Origin of the sequence: Stanieria cyanosphaera PCC 7437, from assembly GCF_000317575.1 — a bacterium.
GTDB lineage: Bacteria > Cyanobacteriota > Cyanobacteriia > Cyanobacteriales > Xenococcaceae > Stanieria > Stanieria cyanosphaera.
Genome location: NC_019748.1, coordinates 4,077,431 through 4,094,775, shown reverse-complemented (window position 1 = coordinate 4,094,775; position 17,345 = coordinate 4,077,431). Strand labels below are relative to the sequence as shown.

Here is a 17,345-nt window from a genome sequence, read left to right as displayed (position 1 = left end):
TCTTCTTCCCTACTCCCTTAAAATATTTGAATTAGTGATTGGGAATTAACAAAAAGCATTATTATGGCATTTGTTGCCACAGGTGAGTGTCAATGCAAAAACAGCGCGCTTATTTAGTTCTGATTGTAGTTTTGGTCGCTGCTGCGATCGCAGTTTTAATTACGCTTCCTTTTCAGTTAGGTTTAGATCTTAGGGGAGGCGCACAACTGACTATTCAGGTTAAACCAACCGAACAAGTCAAAGAAATTCAAGCCGACGATCTCAGTGCAGTTGAGAAAGTTATTACCAATCGAATCAATGCTCTTGGTGTTTCTGAACCGATTGTGCAAACGGTTGGTAATGATAAAATTTTAGTTCAACTTCCTGGTGTAACTGACCCCGAACAAGCAGAACGAGTTTTAGGTGGTACAGCACAATTAGAATTTCGCGAGCAAATTCAAGGAACTGAAGGCGAATTAGCAGCAGAATCGCAAGTTCGACAGCAATTACAGTTACAATTAGCAGTTTTAAAAGAAACAGGCAAAATTGCTGAAAATCAAACCCAAATAGCTGAGCTTCAAGAATCTTTACAAAAATCCAATCAAGCGATCGCGCAATTGTTTAAGTCAGTTGATTTAACGGGTAAAAATCTCAAAGATGCTCGTCCTCAACCAACCCAAGCAGGTAATCTCTGGGAAGTTGCGATCGCGTTTGATGATGAAGGGGGCAAAAAATTTGCCCAATTAACCAAAAATTTAGCAGGAACTGGACGTAGTATTGGGATTTTTCTTGATAACGAGTTAATTAGTGCGCCAGTAGTAGGAGCAGAATTTGCTGATACAGGAATTGCTGGTGGTAGAGCGGTTATTACGGGCAATTTTACCTTAGATAGTGCCAACGACTTAGCCATTCAAATTCGCGGTGGTTCTTTACCTTTTCCTGTGGAAGTAGTTGAAAACCGTACCGTTGGAGCAACTTTAGGACAAGATAGTATCCGTCGCAGTATCTACGCTGGGATGGCTGGTTTGATATTGGTTTTGGTATTTATGGCAGTTTATTATCGTTTACCAGGAATAATTGCCGATTTAGCTTTATCTATTTACACCTTACTTACTCTTGCTTGTTATTCTTTGATCGGAGTTACTATGACTCTACCTGGTATTGCTGGTTTCATCCTTAGTATTGGTATGGCAGTAGATGCTAATGTCTTAATTTTTGAACGAACCAGAGAAGAATTGCAAGCAGGTAAAACTCTCTATCGCTCCGTAGAATCAGGCTTTTATCGGGCTTTTTCCAGTATTTTGGATAGTAACGTCACGACTTTGATTGCTTGTATTGCCTTATTTTGGCTTGGTTCGGGATTAGTTAAAGGGTTTGCCTTAACTTTAGCTATTGGAGTAGGAGTAAGTATGTTTACCGCTCTTACTTGTAGTCGAACTTTTTTACTATTGACTGTATTAGGATTTCCTAAAATCAGACAAAAACCCGAATTATTCTGTCCCAATCTCCCTAAATCAATCAATTAAGACCAATGAATAAACTAAATGTCACTAAAACCCGTGGTTTGTGGTGGACTATTTCTAGCCTTGCCATCCTAGGTAGTATCATTGCAATGATCATTAGTTATACCCAACTTAATGCACCATTACGACCAGGGTTAGATTTTGTTGGTGGGACTCGCTTACAGGTAGAAAGAGACTGTTCGATAGCAGGAAATTGCGATCGCCCAATTGAAGTTACTCAAGTCAGAGAAGTTTTAGATGCTCAAGGTTTGACTGGTAGTAGTATCCAGTTACTAGGTGATAACAAACAAATATTATCAGTTCGGACGCAAAACCTCGATGTTAATGCCAGAACTGAACTTCAACAAGCTCTTAGTAGTAAAATTGGTCAATTTGACCCTAAAACAATTCAAATTGATTCGGTTGGGCCGACAATTGGGCAGGAATTATTCTCGTCGGGATTACTCGCTTTAATTGTTTCCTTTTTTGGCATTATCGTTTACTTGAGCGTTCGCTTTCAGTTTGACTATGCTTTTTTTGCCATTGTGGCTCTTTTTCATGACGTTGTCGTAACTTGCGGAGTTTTTGCTGTTTTAGGTTTAGTTGCAGGAGTGGAAGTAGACAGTTTATTTTTGGTATCTTTACTGACTATTGTGGGATTTTCCGTTAACGATACAGTCGTTATTTATGACCGCATCCGTGAAACAATGGCGATTAATCCCAATGACTCAATCGATCAAATTGTCGATGATGCCGTTAATCAAACTTTAGCTCGCTCGATCAACACTAGTTTAACCACTGTTTTACCTTTAGTAGCAATTTTTTTCTTTGGTGGGGCTACTTTAAAATATTTTGCTCTAGCTTTAATTATTGGTTTTATTGCAGGTGCCTATTCTAGTATTTTTGTAGCTAGTACTCTACTCGGTTGGTGGCGCAACAGTAAAAAAAACGACTTAACCGCGATCGCTAATAGTTCTACTTCAGACTAGGTTTAAATTAAAATTATCATGACAGAACTCGACCCCAATCTACGTAAAAAAGTCAAACGACTTCACCAATTAACAGTATATGCTAGATGGTCGCTAGTGATTTTTAGCTGGCTAACACTTGGTACGTTTGGATTATGGGGATTACGAGCAGAAATTCAACGCTTATTAGATTATTTTACCTGGGCTGGTCTGCGTTATAGCCTGAGTTACAATCTTGGATCGAGTTTATGTCTATCTATTTGTATTGGTTTAACTGTTTCTGTATTAGTGTGGCAAAGTCGCAATCTTATTTGGGGATTACCTCTTCGAGAACGTTATCGTCTTCAACAACAAGTCAAACAAATTTTAGCCTCTGGTTCGAGTCATCCCCTGTGGAAATGGATTAATAAATAATCTCGATTCTCATACATTAACCGAATTAGTAGAAGCAATTCATGAATTGCCCATACAGAAATCAGAATAAACAAAACTTTGAGCTAAAGTAAGTTTCTCATTGTTTATTTTTATTTCTTCAACTACAGCAGTCATAAATCATTCATGAAAAAATCATTAACTTAACTTCTGTCATCTGCCTTTTGCCTTTTGACGATAACTTAGATTCACGAATCAAATAGGATTGCTATATGTTTGAGAAATGGTATAACTAACAACTCTCAACAAACAAATCATTAAAACAAATTTAATCGCTACTAATGATCCTCAAAAATACTCGTATCTCTACAACTCCTCAATTTAACGGTTGGACAATCGTAGTTTTGGTAGTGGCTATCATCATTGCCATGCCGATAATTTTTGTATTTAGCAGCGTCTTTACCAATTCTGAGGGGGTTTGGACTCATTTAACTCAAACTGTTTTAAAAGACTATATTCTTAACTCCCTATGGTTAATGTTGGGAGTTGGTACAGGTGTTTTAGTAATTGGAGTAGGAACAGCTTGGTTAGTTACTATGTGTCGCTTTTGGGGTAGTAGTTGGTTTGAATGGTTATTGCTACTGCCTCTTGCTGCACCAGCCTACTTATTAGCTTATGCTTATACATATATGTTGGATTATTTTGGTCCTGTTCAAACTGGACTCAGAGATTTATTTGGCTGGACTAGTGTTCAAGATTATTGGTTTCCCAATGTTCGTTCCCTTTGGGGTGCAATTGTAATGCTGATTTTAGTGTTGTATCCCTATGTCTATTTACTTGCTAGAGTCGCATTCTTAGAACAATCAGTTTGTACCTTAGAAGCCAGTCGTTCTCTTGGTTGTAATCCCTGGCGCAGCTTTTTTACAGTAGCTTTACCTTTAGCTAGACCATCTATTATGGCAGGTTTAGCTCTAGCTTTGATGGAAACTCTCAATGATTTTGGGACAGTTGAATATTTCGGAGTTAGTACCTTTACCACAGGCATCTATCGTACCTGGTTGGGTATGGGGCAAAGAGCAGCAGCAGCCAAATTAGCTGCTTTTTTAATGTTATTTGTCTTAATTCTAATTGTTTTAGAAAGATGGTCGCGTTCTCAAGCTCGCTATTATCAAACTGCCAGTGCAACACAGCAATTACCAAAATATCAATTGGGTTGGCTTCGAGGTAGTTTAGCTTGGCTTAGTTGTTTGCTACCCGTTGCTTTAGGATTTATCATTCCCGCAAGTTATTTACTACAACTAACAATTAGTAATTTTGAAGATACTTTAGACAAAGATTTTTGGCGTTTAACTAATCATAGTTTTATTTTGGCAATTATTAGTGCAGTATTAGCTACAATTATTTCCCTGATCATGGCTTACGGACAGAGATTACAACCTAATTTAATTATGCGTAGTGCAGTAAGAATTGGTGCGATCGGTTATGCTATTCCTGGTTCAGTAATTGCTGTCGGAACTTTAATTCCTGTTGGTCAGTTTGACAATGCTTTCGATAGTTGGATGAAAGCTACTTTTGGCATTTCTACTGGTTTGTTGTTATCGGGAACTATTGCTACTTTAATTTTTGCTTATTTAGTGCGTTTTTTAGCCGTTGCTTTTGGTTCGATTGAATCAAGCTTGAATAAAATTACACCCAATTTGGATGATGCTTCTCGTAGTCTTGGTTATGGCGCAACCAGTACTTTACTCAAAGTTCATACACCTTTAATGTGGGGAGGATTAATAACTTCAACCATGTTAGTCTTTGTTGACGTGATGAAAGAGTTACCTGCAACTTTAGTTATTCGTCCGTTTAACTTTGATACTTTAGCTATTCGAGTCTATCAATACGCTTCTGATGAGAGATTAGTAGAAGCTTCTGCACCTGCTTTAGCAATTGTTTTAGTAGGAATTATTCCAGTGATTTTTTTAAGTTTCCGAATTGCTAGATTTCGTGCCAATTTTTAAAGTTTTTGTGACCCCGAATTTTTTTTGTTGGTTTTTGGGCATACTTGGCTTAAACAATTCTAAAACTGATTAGAAAATAGGTAAGCTTATGTTTCAGTTAATTGTTGAGCAAGAAGTATGCGTAGTTATTCCACCAATTAATTGGCAATTTTTAAACACAAAACCAACTTGGCAAAATCAATGGTTTAATCTTCAAGAGGTTCAATCTCAAGAAATTATTGGATTGAGAGAATGGCTACGCCAAGAAAAACCTGATGTTATAGGTGATTGGTGGTGGTTAGTTTCTAAGCATACTAAACAAGAATTAATTAAAACAGAATGGACTAATACTTTAGTTATTGCTCGTCTCAAATCTTATATATAATAGTAAGCTATTAATTATTTAATTTATATTATTTGCGTATAATCACTGCATCCGATTACTAAAGCATACTTTTGGTTAAAGGTTTTAATTAGACTCAGATACTTCTGCCTTAAGCTTGCTTTTAAGTAAATACTTAAGCATAATTATTTACACATTTTAAATTTTCTATTTTGCTCGACTACTTATTATATATCAACAGAATTTAGTATGATTTGTGAACATAAATTCTTGTCAACAAGTAGAAGACAAAAGAAATGATTTAGAAATGCTATATCTCAAAGTTTAGAAAAATCACCTTGACTTTTTTGTCCAGATTTGCTATTAAATTAGTCAAATTTTTCTTGAAACTAATTTAGTTTTCAATCTAAAAAATATTAAAAAATAAATACATATAAACTTTAATTTTTATTAAGTTTTTTAAATAAAAAATAATTTTTACAATAATAACTTTGGTAGTTAATTTTAAATAATAATCGTTGATTTTACTGAGGTATTAAAAATATTACTAATTTAAAATCGAACTACATTAATGTTAGAAGAATCAATTTATCTTACTAAAGAGTTTTTGAAAATAAACAGAATAATTAATTATAGTTAAAATCGAGTAGGAAGTCGATAATATGGTTTTTATTCAACCAGAACAAACTAAAAAATCAATAAAAATTCCTAATCAAAATCAACATTTGTTGCGCGCTAAATATCCCCAAAAACATAATCATTACTTATTTGATGATTTCTTTTCCTTTCAGGCAGAAACTGGAACAGTAATTGATTGGAATCAATCTCGAAATATTTTTGTAACAGAAGATTTTATTATTGGTTTAATTGAAGGTTTAGAAGAAGAAGTAGGCAGTGCTGCTTCAGTTGTCATGTATAACATTGGAAAAGAATGGGGTAAAAGAGATGCCAGTTTCTTTCGTCAATGGTTTATGAATGAGTATCAATACGAGCAAGACATTAGCCAAAAAAATCTTCATCATGTCTTAGAAGCATGGTGGTGGCCTTTTGCAACACAAGGCTGGGGAAATTGGGATGTTGACTTGAGTGAACAAAACAACGGATTTATGTTTATCAACATCTTTGATTCCGCCGTTGCTCGTACTTTAGGTAATGTAGGTAAACCTGTTTGTCATATTTATGCTGGATTATTAGCAGGATTTTTTAGCGATTTAGTTCAAAAAGACTTAAATTGTATTGAAATTCAATGTTATGCCATGGGAGAAACCTATTGTAAATTTCTTTTAGGTAAAAAAGACCGCATCGATGCTGCAACCTTCTGGCATAACGAAGGAGCTACTGCTAAAGATATTGAAAAAAGATTACATAACGGAGAATATCTGGCATGAGCGATCGCTGGCAGATTCTGAGTCTTGAAGAATTTTTTAGCTATGCCAACTGGCAAGGTGTTGTGAGGCAAAAAGTTTCTTCTTCATCAGAAATCGAATCTCAGCTTTTTTCTAATTGGCAAATTTTGAGTCTTGAAGAATTTTTTAGCCATGCTAACTGGCAAGGTAAAGCCTTAACTAATGAAACGAATCAAACAACTAAGGTTGATTTTTCTTTGACTTTACCCGTAGAGCAATTATTTGGCTATTTTGACTGGGAAGGAAAACCTAAAATTGCTGCTTTCTCACCGCTCAAGATAGAAAAGAACGTCGCTCAAGCTTCTACTCCAACAATGAACATTGCTGATTTAACAGAATTATTTTAAAGGTTAATCTTATGCATTCTGATCTTCAAGCTTTTTGGTATCAGGCAGAAGACCACTACTTACAATCGGAAGAAATAAAAGCGTTTAAACATCATACCGATTCTCTAGCTCAACGTTTAAAGACTTATAAAAGTATACGCGATCGAGAAATTGATATTTTCCAGACTGTAGCTAATCAATTGTTAGATGTTTTTCCCGATCAACAGGAACAACTCATAGAAAAAGCTTTAAAGCATTGGTTATTAGTGATGCGTAACTGTAGCATGGCAATGCTGTTAAATAATCCAGAATTTTTGCAGCGTCGTTTGCTAGAATGGCTTGCTCCTCAGATTAAAGCTCATCAATTGCAAGAGATTGAAACTAAACTGTATGAATTTTTACAAACAAGCTTACAGCAATTTCTATCTCAAGAACAGTTTGATTTAATAGAACCTTTTTTGCTCATGGCGCAGACAAAGTTATTAGGGGAACGTACTCCCATTGAAATAGGAGGATAAATAAGGTATCCCAATTCACTTACCCTAGCAACACCTCAAAGCCAATCAAATCAAGTGAAAGTTTGAAATTAATTTTGCCGAGGTATTTAAAAAATGATTACAATTGCCGATCTTATTCAAGATAGTTCCTTAAGGGGAAACTATTTTGCTCCAGATGCTTATCTTCAGGGTGATATAGAATTTGGCTTGATCGAAAATCGTCAAGGAGCGCGTTTGATTGCTTTACCTGAAGTAATGTTGCAAGGAATTTACCAAGGCATAAAGCAAGAATTAGGACCTGCTACAGGAATAGTTCTATTTAATTGTGGTTTTTGGTGGGGCAAAAATTTTTATCGTCGTTTTGCTGAAGAAGTTAGCGAATATTATGGCAAACCTTTAGCTCAGATGGAAATGATTGAATTTTTACAATGTTTCAAGCAATGTTGGCAAACTCATGGCTGGGGAACAATCAATCTCGACATGGACTATTATCAACAGGGATTTTTAATTGTTCAAGTTGTTAATTCAGCTTTTGCTTCACTCGAACTATCTAGCAATAAACCGATTTGTTTTGTTGAGGCAGGTATTTTAAGTGCCTTTTTTAGTCAATTAACTGGACAAAATTTACACTGTGTCCAAACCTCTTGCGAATCATTGGGAGCAGAGTGTAATCATTTTATTTTAGGTTTAGCTAAACGGCTTAAGCCCGCAGAAGCTTGGATAGAAGAACAACAAGACCATAGCACCATTCTTAGTCGTCTTTGTCATAACGAAGTTATTCATCAAGATTGATCTTCATTCAAGGCTAAATCACTGTGGCTAAAGCAATCAAAGTTGACCCTCTTGGGCAAGAAACCTTAGTTAAGACTAATGATAATCTTCTCTCGGGATTATTAAAAAATGAACTTAATATTAATGATGAATGTAACGGTCGTGGGATGTGTTCTACCTGCCACGTTTACATCAAAGATGGCATGGCAAGTCTTTCGCCAATTAATCGTCGCGAACAAAGAACTTTAGGATTAATTACTACCTGTCAAGTTAATTCTCGTTTAGCTTGTCAAGCTAGGGTTTTAGGAGAAGGAGTAATCATTGAGTTACCTGCGGGGATGTACGTCAGCCAATTTGATGATTTAGAAACTTTAATTGGTCGTCGCGCCGAGCAAAATATCTTACACCCCATATCTGGCAAAGTTTTAGTTGAAGAAGGTAAGTTAATTACTCGTTCGATGATTACTCAATTACAAGATACTAAAGCCAAAGCTAGTGAATATCTTGCTAATACTCACGAGGCTTAAATAATTCACAATTTGCAATCAAACAATTTGATTTATGTTAACTCAACTAACTCGTTTAAGTTTAGAAGTTGATGGTCGTTATGCAACGGATCAGGAGTTGCAGTTTTTAGAAGAATATCTCGATTCGGTAGACTTGCGCATTCGTACCTATGAAAAAATTAGGGATCACGAAGCAGAAATTATTCCAGAAGTAGAAGCTAAAATGCGGGCTTTAAATCAAAATAACCAATTATTCGTGATGGGAGATTACGAAATAGAAATTTGTAGGCGAGATCGAAAAAATGCCATATGTTACTCATGTACTGCTATGTTAATGGACGACTTAGACCGCTTGCGCGAAGGCACACTAATTTGGTTTCAAACTATTGTTCGTGCGATTGGATGGAAACGATATGTTCAGAATCACTATCCTACTATTCAAGAAGTTATCAAAAACTATCTCACTCCTGAAGAAGCCGAGTTAATTATGGTAGTTTTCCAAGTTGAGCATAATATTCTCGGTTTATGGTAATGCTGTCAACAAATTTTTATTTTAAATAATTGTCGCTTGTAACTAAAGGATATTAGACCAATGAATACAATTACAAAAACCTATAATGTTACTTTGATTAACGAAGGCAAAGGAATTAACCAGACAATTCAAGTCAATTCTGAAGAATACATTTTGGATATCGCAGAAGTAGAAGGTCTGACTTTGCCTTATTCGTGTCGTAATGGCTGTTGTTTTGACTGTTTAGGTAAAGTTCTTCAAGGTCAGGTAGAACAAACGGCTAAAGCTTTAGAATTTTTGAGTCCAGATGAGTTAAAAGCTGGTTATATACTTACTTGTGCTGCTTGTCCTCGTTCAGATTGCACTATTGTTACCGATCAAGCTGAAGAATTGTTTTCTTAAAAATATTAATAATTAATTTTTGTTATTGAGATACGATTATGTCCCAGCAAATTAATCAATCATCAGAATTAAAAAGTTTTCATTGGCTAGATCTGGTCGAAATTGTTTCTGTGGTCAGTTCTGTTGGTGGTTCACTACTAGCCATAGTTCTTCAGCAAACAGCTTTGAGTTCAATTCCTTTATCAATTTGTGTTGCTGTTAATTTGTGTAATCGCAATCGATTATTAAAAGCCCAAGATACTCAAAAAGCGATCGCAATTTTAACGGCTCAGATTCAGGAAAACCACATTAATTTAGATCAAGCTTTTAATCAAATAAGCACAGTTGAACAATCAATTGCTAACCTCAATACTGATACACAAAAGTTACAAGAACAAGATGAAAATGTAGAACAACAAATACAACAATTGACTGAACTAGTTAAAAAATTAGAAAAAATTCAAATTTTAAGTAAAGCTATGGCAGTTGGAGGTTCATCCGAAGATTTTAGTGAATTAGCACATCATTGTCAAAATATAGGCGAGCTTTCTAAAGCAAGAGAACTATATACTGAAGCAATTAAACATAATCACAGAAATGCCAATGCTTATCAACAAAGAGGCGTGATCCGTTCTGAATTAGATGATAAACAAGGAGCAATTCAAGATTTTCGCATGGCAGCTAAATTATATTTCGAGCAAGAAGATTTGGAGAATTATCAACAAGCTAAAGACTTATGTAATAAACTTTATGAACTTGAAGATTCTAATCAAGATAAAGATAGTGAGCCAGTGATTTTAGGAAAATTATTTTCTTAAATTAGTTTTTATTAATTAAATTTTTGTGGAAAATAAACCTTTCCATTACGAAATTCTTAGACAAATTGGTCAAGGTCAATTTAGTAAAGTTTTTTGTGCAGTTGAGCGTCAAACTGGTAAATTAGTTGCTCTCAAAGAACTTAATTGCCATAATTTACCTACCAAATTATTTTTGCGCGAACTCAACTTTTTAGTTAGTTTGCATCATCCTAATATAGTTACTTTTCAAGGTTTAGATTATAGCTCTAATAACAGATATTTAGTAATGGATTATTGTGAAGGAGGCACTTTAAGAGATTTAATAGAATCTCAAGTAAATATCAACAAACTTGATATTCTTAAGTTTATTAATGATATTTTATTAGGTTTAGAATACGCTCACAGTCGAGAGGTAGTTCACTGTGACCTAAAACCAGAGAATGTTTTGCTCAAACCTCAAGGAAATAGTTGGATTGCGAAGATTTCTGATTTTGGCATAGCTCGTTTATTTCAAGAGGCTGGTGTTTCGGTTGTAGGTGTAGGAGCAACAGGTTCTCCTGCTTACATGGCTCCTGAAAGATTTTATGGTCGTTATTCTGTTGCTTCCGATCTTTACGCGGTTGGGATTATGCTTTATGAATTATTGCTTGGAACAAGACCCTTTGAAGGATTACCAGGAGATTTAATCAAAGCACATCTCAATCAAACCATCACAATTCCTGATTCTGTTCCATTTATCCTACACTCTACTATAATTAAAGCTCTTCAAAAGTTACCTCAAAGACGATTTGCTTCGGCCGAGGAAATGCGTAAATCTATTCAACTGGCAAGAGAAATTTTATCTCATCTTTGAGTAAAAAGATAAACATAATAAAACCTCAGCTATTTACCAATAACTGAGGAGATAAAATAAAGGAATAATTAGTCAATTACACCTAAAGCACCAGCACCTGCTGAAGCTATGGCAGAAATTAAGGCAGTGAAAAATAACCACCAAGAAGCTGTTGCTGCTGCTTTACGAGTTTCTTCAGCTTGTTTTTGGACTTCAACTTTAGCTGCTTCCAAACGGAGTTGTGCTTCGGTTTGAATTCGTTCGGCTCGTTGTAAAATACGATCGCGTGTTCTTTCTACTTGAAATACCAATCTTTCCGCATCCGCTTGGGAAATATCATCACGAGAACTTAAAACGGCAATCAAGGTGTCTCGATCTAGTTGAGAAAAGCGGTCTTTGAGAGCTTCAAAGCCAGCTTGGGGGTCGTGAAAGAGAGTTTGTAAGTCGTGTTTGATCCCTTCGTAAGCAAGTTCAGGGCGTTCTAAACTATCAAGATAGGTACGAATTTTTGCCAACACACGGTCGATAACTGACTGTACTTGATTTTGAATTGTTTGTAATTGTGCTAAGATGCGATCGCGTACTGATAAGATTTGGTCGATAGTACGATTAACGTCTTCTTGACTCATATCATTGCGTTGGGACAAGAGTGCGACTAAGGTATCGCGGTCAAACTTAGCCAGTCTGCTTTGCAAACTTTCTGCACCAGCGCGAGGATCGTTAAGTAGTAACTCAATATCGCGTTTAATTCCTTCAGGATTGAGTTCTTCTTTATCAGTAGAGCGGAGATAATTGGCGATCGCACTTTGGAAGTCTTGAACTTGGGCTTGAGTACGTATTGCTAAACGTCGTGGTGCTTTGGCAAGAGTCCGCAGGGTAAACTGAACTTCATCAATAGCTCGATTAACTTCTGCTTCATTGAGATCTTTTCGTTGAGAGAGTAACTGAACTAACGTATCTCGATCCATCGCAGCTAGACGTTGACGAATCGCTTTTGCTCCTAGTTGAGGATTGTCTAACAGCAGAGTTAGATCTTGTTTAATGCCTTCGGGATTAAGTTCTGCTTTACCTGTATTACGAAGATAATTGGCGATCGCACTTGTGGCTTCTTCGTATTGCTGTTGAGCTTTAGCTGTTAGTTTTTGGGGTGCAGTTTGAATACTAAACCAAACATTTTCAACCGAATCAATGATATCTTCAACCTGTTGTTGATTTAGATCTTGACGCTGAGATAGTAACTGAACTAAAGTGTCACGGTCGAATTGAGCTAGTCTAGTTTTGAGAGCGTTAGCACCTGCCTGGGGATCTTCGAGCAATAATTTTAATTCTGCTTCAATGGCTTGAGGATTGAGTTCGCTCTTTCCTGTATCTCTTAAATAGGATTGAACTTTGAGCCATTGTTGGTCTGCTAAACTTGTTGCTTGGCTAAGGTTAGTTTGTGACTCTTGTAAAATGCGGTCGCGAATTAGTTCGATTTCTTGAATAGTTCTGAATTTTTCAACCTCATCTAAATCTCCTCGTAGTTCAACCATTCGCTCTAAAGTAGGACGATCTAGTTGATTTAAGCGATTTCCTAACTGCTCGTAACTGGCATCAAAGTCTTCTAAAGCTGGTTTGAGGTTGAGTTGAATTTTTTCTGGAGTTAATTCTGATTTAGGAGTATTAACCAAATAAGATTCTACTTCTGCTAACAAAGCCAGCATTTTTTCTCGTTCACTAGCTCCTTCTGCTGTGTGAATAACTTCTAAACGAATTGCTTCGAGTAAGTTAGCAATAGATTCTATTTGTGTTTGGGTATAAAGACCTTTTTGTTTTAGTAAATCGACAAAGTAACCACGATTAATTCGTCGTAATTCGACAGCTACCATTTCAGGGTCTGCATTAGGATCGTAAATTAAATCTCTAAATTCGACATCAAGATATTTTTGTTTTAATTGCCAAGGATAGGCATTGAGGAGATAGTTTTCGATATCAGTTTTGATCGTGCTGCGAGATTGAGAATCTTTGATGCCAACTTGAGTTACTACTTTATCTGTTTGTTCGCTGAAACTTTCTTTGAAATTTTGTAATTTGGCGACAATTTTATCGACATCAAAGTCAGATAGATCGGTACGTCCCAAAATCATACCCATTAAACTATTTAGTCCTAGGGTTGTAGTTTGAGCAGTGGGATTGACACCTTGATTTTCACGATCTTTGCGCATTTCATCAATTAGGCTATCTAGCTTACTACTAAGATCGCTACCCAATAACTGTTCTTTTGTAGCTGACTTAAGATAATTTGCAAAATCTCCTAATTTATTATTAGAACTAGAACTCGGTTGCTGATTAGTTGCCTTCTGCCAAATTGATTCTAATTTAGAGGCAATGCGTTCTACATCTCGTTTCGATAGATTACTGCGATCGCTAATCAACTGAGTAAAAGTATTGCGATCAATGTTGCGGAGGCTTTCACTATTGACTACTTCTCGTAAATCTTCTTCTTTAAGCAGTCGCTCAAAATCAGCAGAAATTTTTTCTAAATCTAATTCTGGTGTTTTAATTGATTGAAGCAATTCTTCAACATTTTCCCGCATGGTTATAGGATCGATTCCTGCACCCAATTCTCGTTTAACTGCTGCTACTGCTGCTTCGGCAGTATTAATTATTTGTTGATTAGCTGCTTTAGCACCCAAAGCTGCGGTGGCTGTACCAAAAATTGCTTGTAACCCCGAAGTTGCCGTGCTAAAAATCGAACCTAGTAAAGAACCAACTGCGGTAGAACTAAGCCACATCATGGCTGAAAAGAAAGTTGCCCAAATTACTAAGCCGACAATCGCACCCGATGCAGGTGAAACAAACAAACTTAGTTTAACGGCTAAAAGACAAGCAAAAAATAGAGCCAAAGTAACGCTAATAAGCGTACCTAAACCTAAAGTTGTACCTACTTTACGAATTGTGCGACCAAAACTATCTGGCTCTTTTTCTTCGTGATGGGAAGAAGATGATTTTCCGAGCAACGAAATTCCTGCTGCTACACCCAAATTAGTTAGTAATAATTGAAAGGCAAAAGCTAAAACGACCCCAGCAATAAGCGCACTAAAAAACTGCGGGCCACTAAAAACCAAAGCAGCGTTTTCTGCTGTTGGTTGGGTTGGAGGTTGGCCAGGTACGACCACTTGAGAAAAGTATATTGCTAAATTATATAAAGAGCTAAATGATAATAAATTTAACGCCATTTTCTGTTCCTAATTTTTGCATCTAAGTTATTGAAGATGTTTCGACTTGTTTGAAATTATTCGTGTCTATTCGTTTACTAGTTGTTAATCAAATTTCAACCCATAGCGTTGGTGAAATCATAAGTATTGCCTAAGTATGAAGTACATTTCAGTTTCAGGCTTCTCTCTCCAGCCATAAAAATCTATCTCAATGTAGGATAGGAGCAATTTTGATGACGTAAATTTTTCTATCTTAAGTCTGATGCTAAAAAAGAATTAATCTACAAAAGCTGTTTTTAATCTGAAAATAAAGCTTCATACTGGTAAAGCTGCAAGCTGTCTACTGTATCTATCTCATGATTAATGAGTACTGGTATATTATAGAAAAGCTAGGATTAAGTTTATAATGTGAGACTAATTTGTTTTTTTTATTAAAAATGTTTTTATTTATTGTTAAAAAGAGTCGATTAATTCATAAAAAATTCTTATTTTTAGCTAGCTTTATCTAAAGTTTTTTTCAAAAGCATGGTTTTTTGTAAAATTTTTAATCGAGAACGAACCATTTTGTTTTATACTTTATCATCTAGAAAATAAAAACAATTTTGGGGTTTAGTTAAAGTATTTTTAGAATTCATTCCTAGAAAAGACGCGCAGTCACGTACATATACAATAAGTGCTGTTTAGGCAAAGCTGGAGTATAGAAAAAGTTTACTTGTGCTTCGCGCCTTAGCTGCATCGAAATCTCAATAAACTTCCCATCAATCAAACTCAATTTAATCAAACTACTATTAACAAATGCCTAAATTACCTGCTGTTTATCGAGGAGCATTAATTTTAGCCATTCCCTTGCTTTCAGTTATCATAACAGTCTATGGCTGGATGTGGTCACGTCAAGAAGAAGCTAAAGCGCATTGGTGGGTTAATCATACCGAAGAAGTAATGAGAGAAAGCAATGTTTTATTGCGATTGTTGTTAGATGCAGAAACGGGAGTTCGAGGTTACAAAATTACTCAAGATGAAGATTTTTTAAAGCCTTATCAACAATCACTTCAAGAAATACCTTCTCGTCTTAATTCTTTAAAGCAACTAACTGAAGATAATCCTTTACAAAAGCAGCATCTTCAAGCTATTGAACCACAAGTACAGCAAAGATTAAATGTACTAGCACGAATTTTGCAAAGGATGGAAATAGAACAACAAACAACGCTATCACCCCAATTAAGACAATTGTTTGAAGAAAGTCAACAAGAAATGAACATTGTTCGTAATTTGTTAAATGCTTTCCAAAAAGAAGAATGGCGCTTGCTCAATTCACGTCGAGATAATTTAGAACAAGTTAGAAATGTTACTAACATTTTACTTGTTTCTACAATCACTATTAGTTTAATTAGTTATTTTGTTGCTGTACAGTTTTATCGCAACTCAGAAGGTAAATTAGAAGAACAAGCCAAAGAACTTGTTTTAGTTAATACTAGTTTGGCAGAAACCAACGCTAATTTAACTAGTCGTAATCAAGAGCTAGACCAGTTTACTTATATTGTTTCTCATGATTTAAAAGCTCCACTAAGAGCGATCGCAAATCTTTCTGAATGGCTAGAAGAAGACTTACAGGATAAATTAGATGAAGATACCAGTCACCAACTAACGCTACTACGTCAAAGAGTTTTTCGTATGGATGCGTTTATTGACGGCTTGTTGCGCTACTCTCGCGCTGGTAGACTTAAAGAAGAAAAAACGATTGTAGATGTTAAGGAATTACTAGCAGAAATCATTGATTCTCTTAATCCTCCGCCAGAGTTTACAATCAAAATTAATGGAGCAATGCCTGTTTTTAAAACAGAAGTTTTACCTTTACAACAAGTATTAAGTAACTTAATTAGTAATGGAATCAAGTATAATTCTAATCCTGAAGGGAAAATTGAAATTTTTGTAAGCGATCGCGATTCTGCTTATCAATTTGCTATAGCTGATAATGGAATGGGAATTCCTGTTAGATACCACGAGAAAATTTTTGAAATATTTCAAACTTTAGCTTCCCGTGAAGAAAAAGAAAGTACTGGAATAGGACTTTCTATTGTCAAGAAAATTGTCGAAAATCAAGGGGGAAAAATTTGGTTAGAATCTCAAGAAGGACAAGGAACAACTTTTTATTTCACTTGGTTAAAATAACTAAAATGGTTTTTGTTAATAGTTGATTGTTGATTGTTGATTGATAACTGTAGAGACGTAATATCAAGTTCGGATGATAACTACCAATTAAATTTCTCACCGTTGAAACTAACCTGAGCTAACCCGTTAAGTCTTTACTAGAGAACAACTAAATCAATTTTTTAGGTATCGGCAGGATTTAATTTTGCCATTTGCCAAGTCACAAAAGTACCAATAGGACTCCAAAGAAGATAAGGCAGTAACAAAATAAATGCCCAACCACTAATTGATAAAACGATTAAAGCCAGAATTAAACCTAGAACAAAACCTGCACCACCAATTATTGTACCAACTTTAAGACTACGAGCTTTACACATCACAGGAGTATAGGCAACGATAGCTATTTCTACTAATAAATAAAAAGCCATCAATAACCATGTCTTAATCGTACCAGGTTCTGCTTCCCAAACAATATAAGCAGACCAAGCACCACAAATAAATACAATTGTCCAAATTAAAGGAATTGCTTTTTCAAAGGTTAGCCATTTAGGGCGACGTAAATGCTTAAACCAACGGATATCTTTTTTGGAAAGAAGATTTGCTGCTGCTGCTACTGCGATCGTCACAAGTCCAATAACTAACCAAGAAGGAACTTCCATTTTACTATTAAAATTTTTTTTAAATAAAAATTGAGCTAAAAATTCTACTTGTTATTATTAAGCATTGTTATTAAAGCAACATCTATACAATGAAAGATATATAGGAATTCTCACTTCTATGAAATACGTCTTACAACAAGGATTTTTGTTAATTGTTGATGGTTG

17 protein-coding genes are annotated in these 17,345 nt (G+C 35.5%); 15 read left to right on the top strand and 2 right to left on the bottom strand.

Features of this window, described 5'->3' with window-relative positions; all coding sequences use genetic code 11:
• The first annotated feature begins 92 nt into the window (after positions 1-92).
• The 14 genes from secD to STA7437_RS17770 all read left to right on the top strand — a co-directional run bounded on the left by secD (position 93) and on the right by STA7437_RS17770 (position 11,197).
• A complete protein-coding gene (secD, locus tag STA7437_RS17835; RefSeq protein WP_015194787.1) occupies positions 93-1,505 on the top strand; it encodes a protein translocase subunit SecD in 1,413 nt (470 codons plus the stop codon).
• 5 nt (positions 1,506-1,510) lie between these two features.
• The gene (gene secF / locus STA7437_RS17830) at positions 1,511-2,470 is read left to right on the top strand and encodes a protein translocase subunit SecF (protein WP_015194786.1); all 960 of its coding nucleotides are present in this window, start codon (positions 1,511-1,513) and stop codon (positions 2,468-2,470) included.
• A gap of 18 nt (positions 2,471-2,488) precedes the next feature.
• A complete protein-coding gene (locus STA7437_RS17825) occupies positions 2,489-2,863 on the top strand; it encodes a hypothetical protein (RefSeq protein WP_015194785.1) in 375 nt (124 codons plus the stop codon).
• Between the two features lie 299 nt (positions 2,864-3,162).
• A complete protein-coding gene (locus STA7437_RS17820; protein WP_015194784.1) occupies positions 3,163-4,827 on the top strand; it encodes an ABC transporter permease in 1,665 nt (554 codons plus the stop codon).
• A gap of 88 nt (positions 4,828-4,915) precedes the next feature.
• Entirely contained in the window at positions 4,916-5,191 is a 276-nt protein-coding gene (locus tag STA7437_RS17815) for a hypothetical protein (protein ID WP_015194783.1), read from the top strand.
• A gap of 620 nt (positions 5,192-5,811) precedes the next feature.
• Positions 5,812-6,537: a V4R domain-containing protein gene (locus STA7437_RS17810; protein ID WP_015194782.1), complete on the top strand. Its 726-nt coding sequence runs from the start codon at positions 5,812-5,814 to the stop codon at positions 6,535-6,537.
• The gene (locus tag STA7437_RS25030; RefSeq protein ID WP_015194781.1) at positions 6,534-6,902 is read left to right on the top strand and encodes a hypothetical protein; all 369 of its coding nucleotides are present in this window, start codon (positions 6,534-6,536) and stop codon (positions 6,900-6,902) included. Before STA7437_RS17810 ends, STA7437_RS25030 begins: the two co-directional genes overlap by 4 nt.
• An 11-nt stretch (positions 6,903-6,913) precedes the next feature.
• Positions 6,914-7,399 carry a globin family protein gene (locus STA7437_RS17800; protein ID WP_015194780.1) on the top strand — a complete coding sequence of 162 codons (486 nt, stop codon included), beginning with the start codon at positions 6,914-6,916 and terminating at the stop codon, positions 7,397-7,399.
• Positions 7,400-7,492: 93 nt separating this feature from the next.
• Positions 7,493-8,170, top strand: a complete 678-nt coding sequence (locus tag STA7437_RS17795; RefSeq protein ID WP_015194779.1) for a V4R domain-containing protein — start codon at positions 7,493-7,495, stop codon at positions 8,168-8,170.
• A gap of 23 nt (positions 8,171-8,193) precedes the next feature.
• Positions 8,194-8,676, top strand: coding sequence for a 2Fe-2S iron-sulfur cluster-binding protein (locus STA7437_RS17790; protein WP_015194778.1), 483 nt, complete (start codon positions 8,194-8,196; stop codon positions 8,674-8,676).
• A gap of 34 nt (positions 8,677-8,710) precedes the next feature.
• Positions 8,711-9,187: a globin family protein gene (locus STA7437_RS17785; protein ID WP_015194777.1), complete on the top strand. Its 477-nt coding sequence runs from the start codon at positions 8,711-8,713 to the stop codon at positions 9,185-9,187.
• A 60-nt stretch (positions 9,188-9,247) separates the two neighbouring features.
• Positions 9,248-9,568 (top strand): 2Fe-2S iron-sulfur cluster-binding protein, encoded by a 321-nt coding sequence (locus STA7437_RS17780; RefSeq protein WP_015194776.1) that lies wholly within the window; start codon positions 9,248-9,250, stop codon positions 9,566-9,568.
• 38 nt (positions 9,569-9,606) lie between these two features.
• Positions 9,607-10,365, top strand: a complete 759-nt coding sequence (locus tag STA7437_RS17775) for a tetratricopeptide repeat protein (RefSeq protein WP_015194775.1) — start codon at positions 9,607-9,609, stop codon at positions 10,363-10,365.
• 25 nt (positions 10,366-10,390) lie between these two features.
• A complete protein-coding gene (locus STA7437_RS17770) occupies positions 10,391-11,197 on the top strand; it encodes a serine/threonine-protein kinase (RefSeq protein WP_015194774.1) in 807 nt (268 codons plus the stop codon).
• Between the two features lie 68 nt (positions 11,198-11,265).
• On the opposite strand, the gene STA7437_RS17765 is transcribed toward STA7437_RS17770, so the two are convergent.
• Positions 11,266-14,394 (bottom strand): hypothetical protein, encoded by a 3,129-nt coding sequence (locus tag STA7437_RS17765; protein ID WP_015194773.1) that lies wholly within the window; start codon positions 14,392-14,394, stop codon positions 11,266-11,268.
• 774 nt (positions 14,395-15,168) lie between these two features.
• Between STA7437_RS17765 and STA7437_RS17760 the strand changes: the two genes are divergently transcribed.
• A complete protein-coding gene (locus STA7437_RS17760; protein ID WP_015194772.1) occupies positions 15,169-16,542 on the top strand; it encodes a sensor histidine kinase in 1,374 nt (457 codons plus the stop codon).
• A 161-nt stretch (positions 16,543-16,703) separates the two neighbouring features.
• Here the strand turns inward: STA7437_RS17760 and STA7437_RS17755 are convergent, their stop codons facing one another.
• Positions 16,704-17,180, bottom strand: a complete 477-nt coding sequence (locus STA7437_RS17755) for a TspO/MBR family protein (protein ID WP_015194771.1) — start codon at positions 17,178-17,180, stop codon at positions 16,704-16,706.
• Positions 17,181-17,345: the final 165 nt, after the last annotated feature.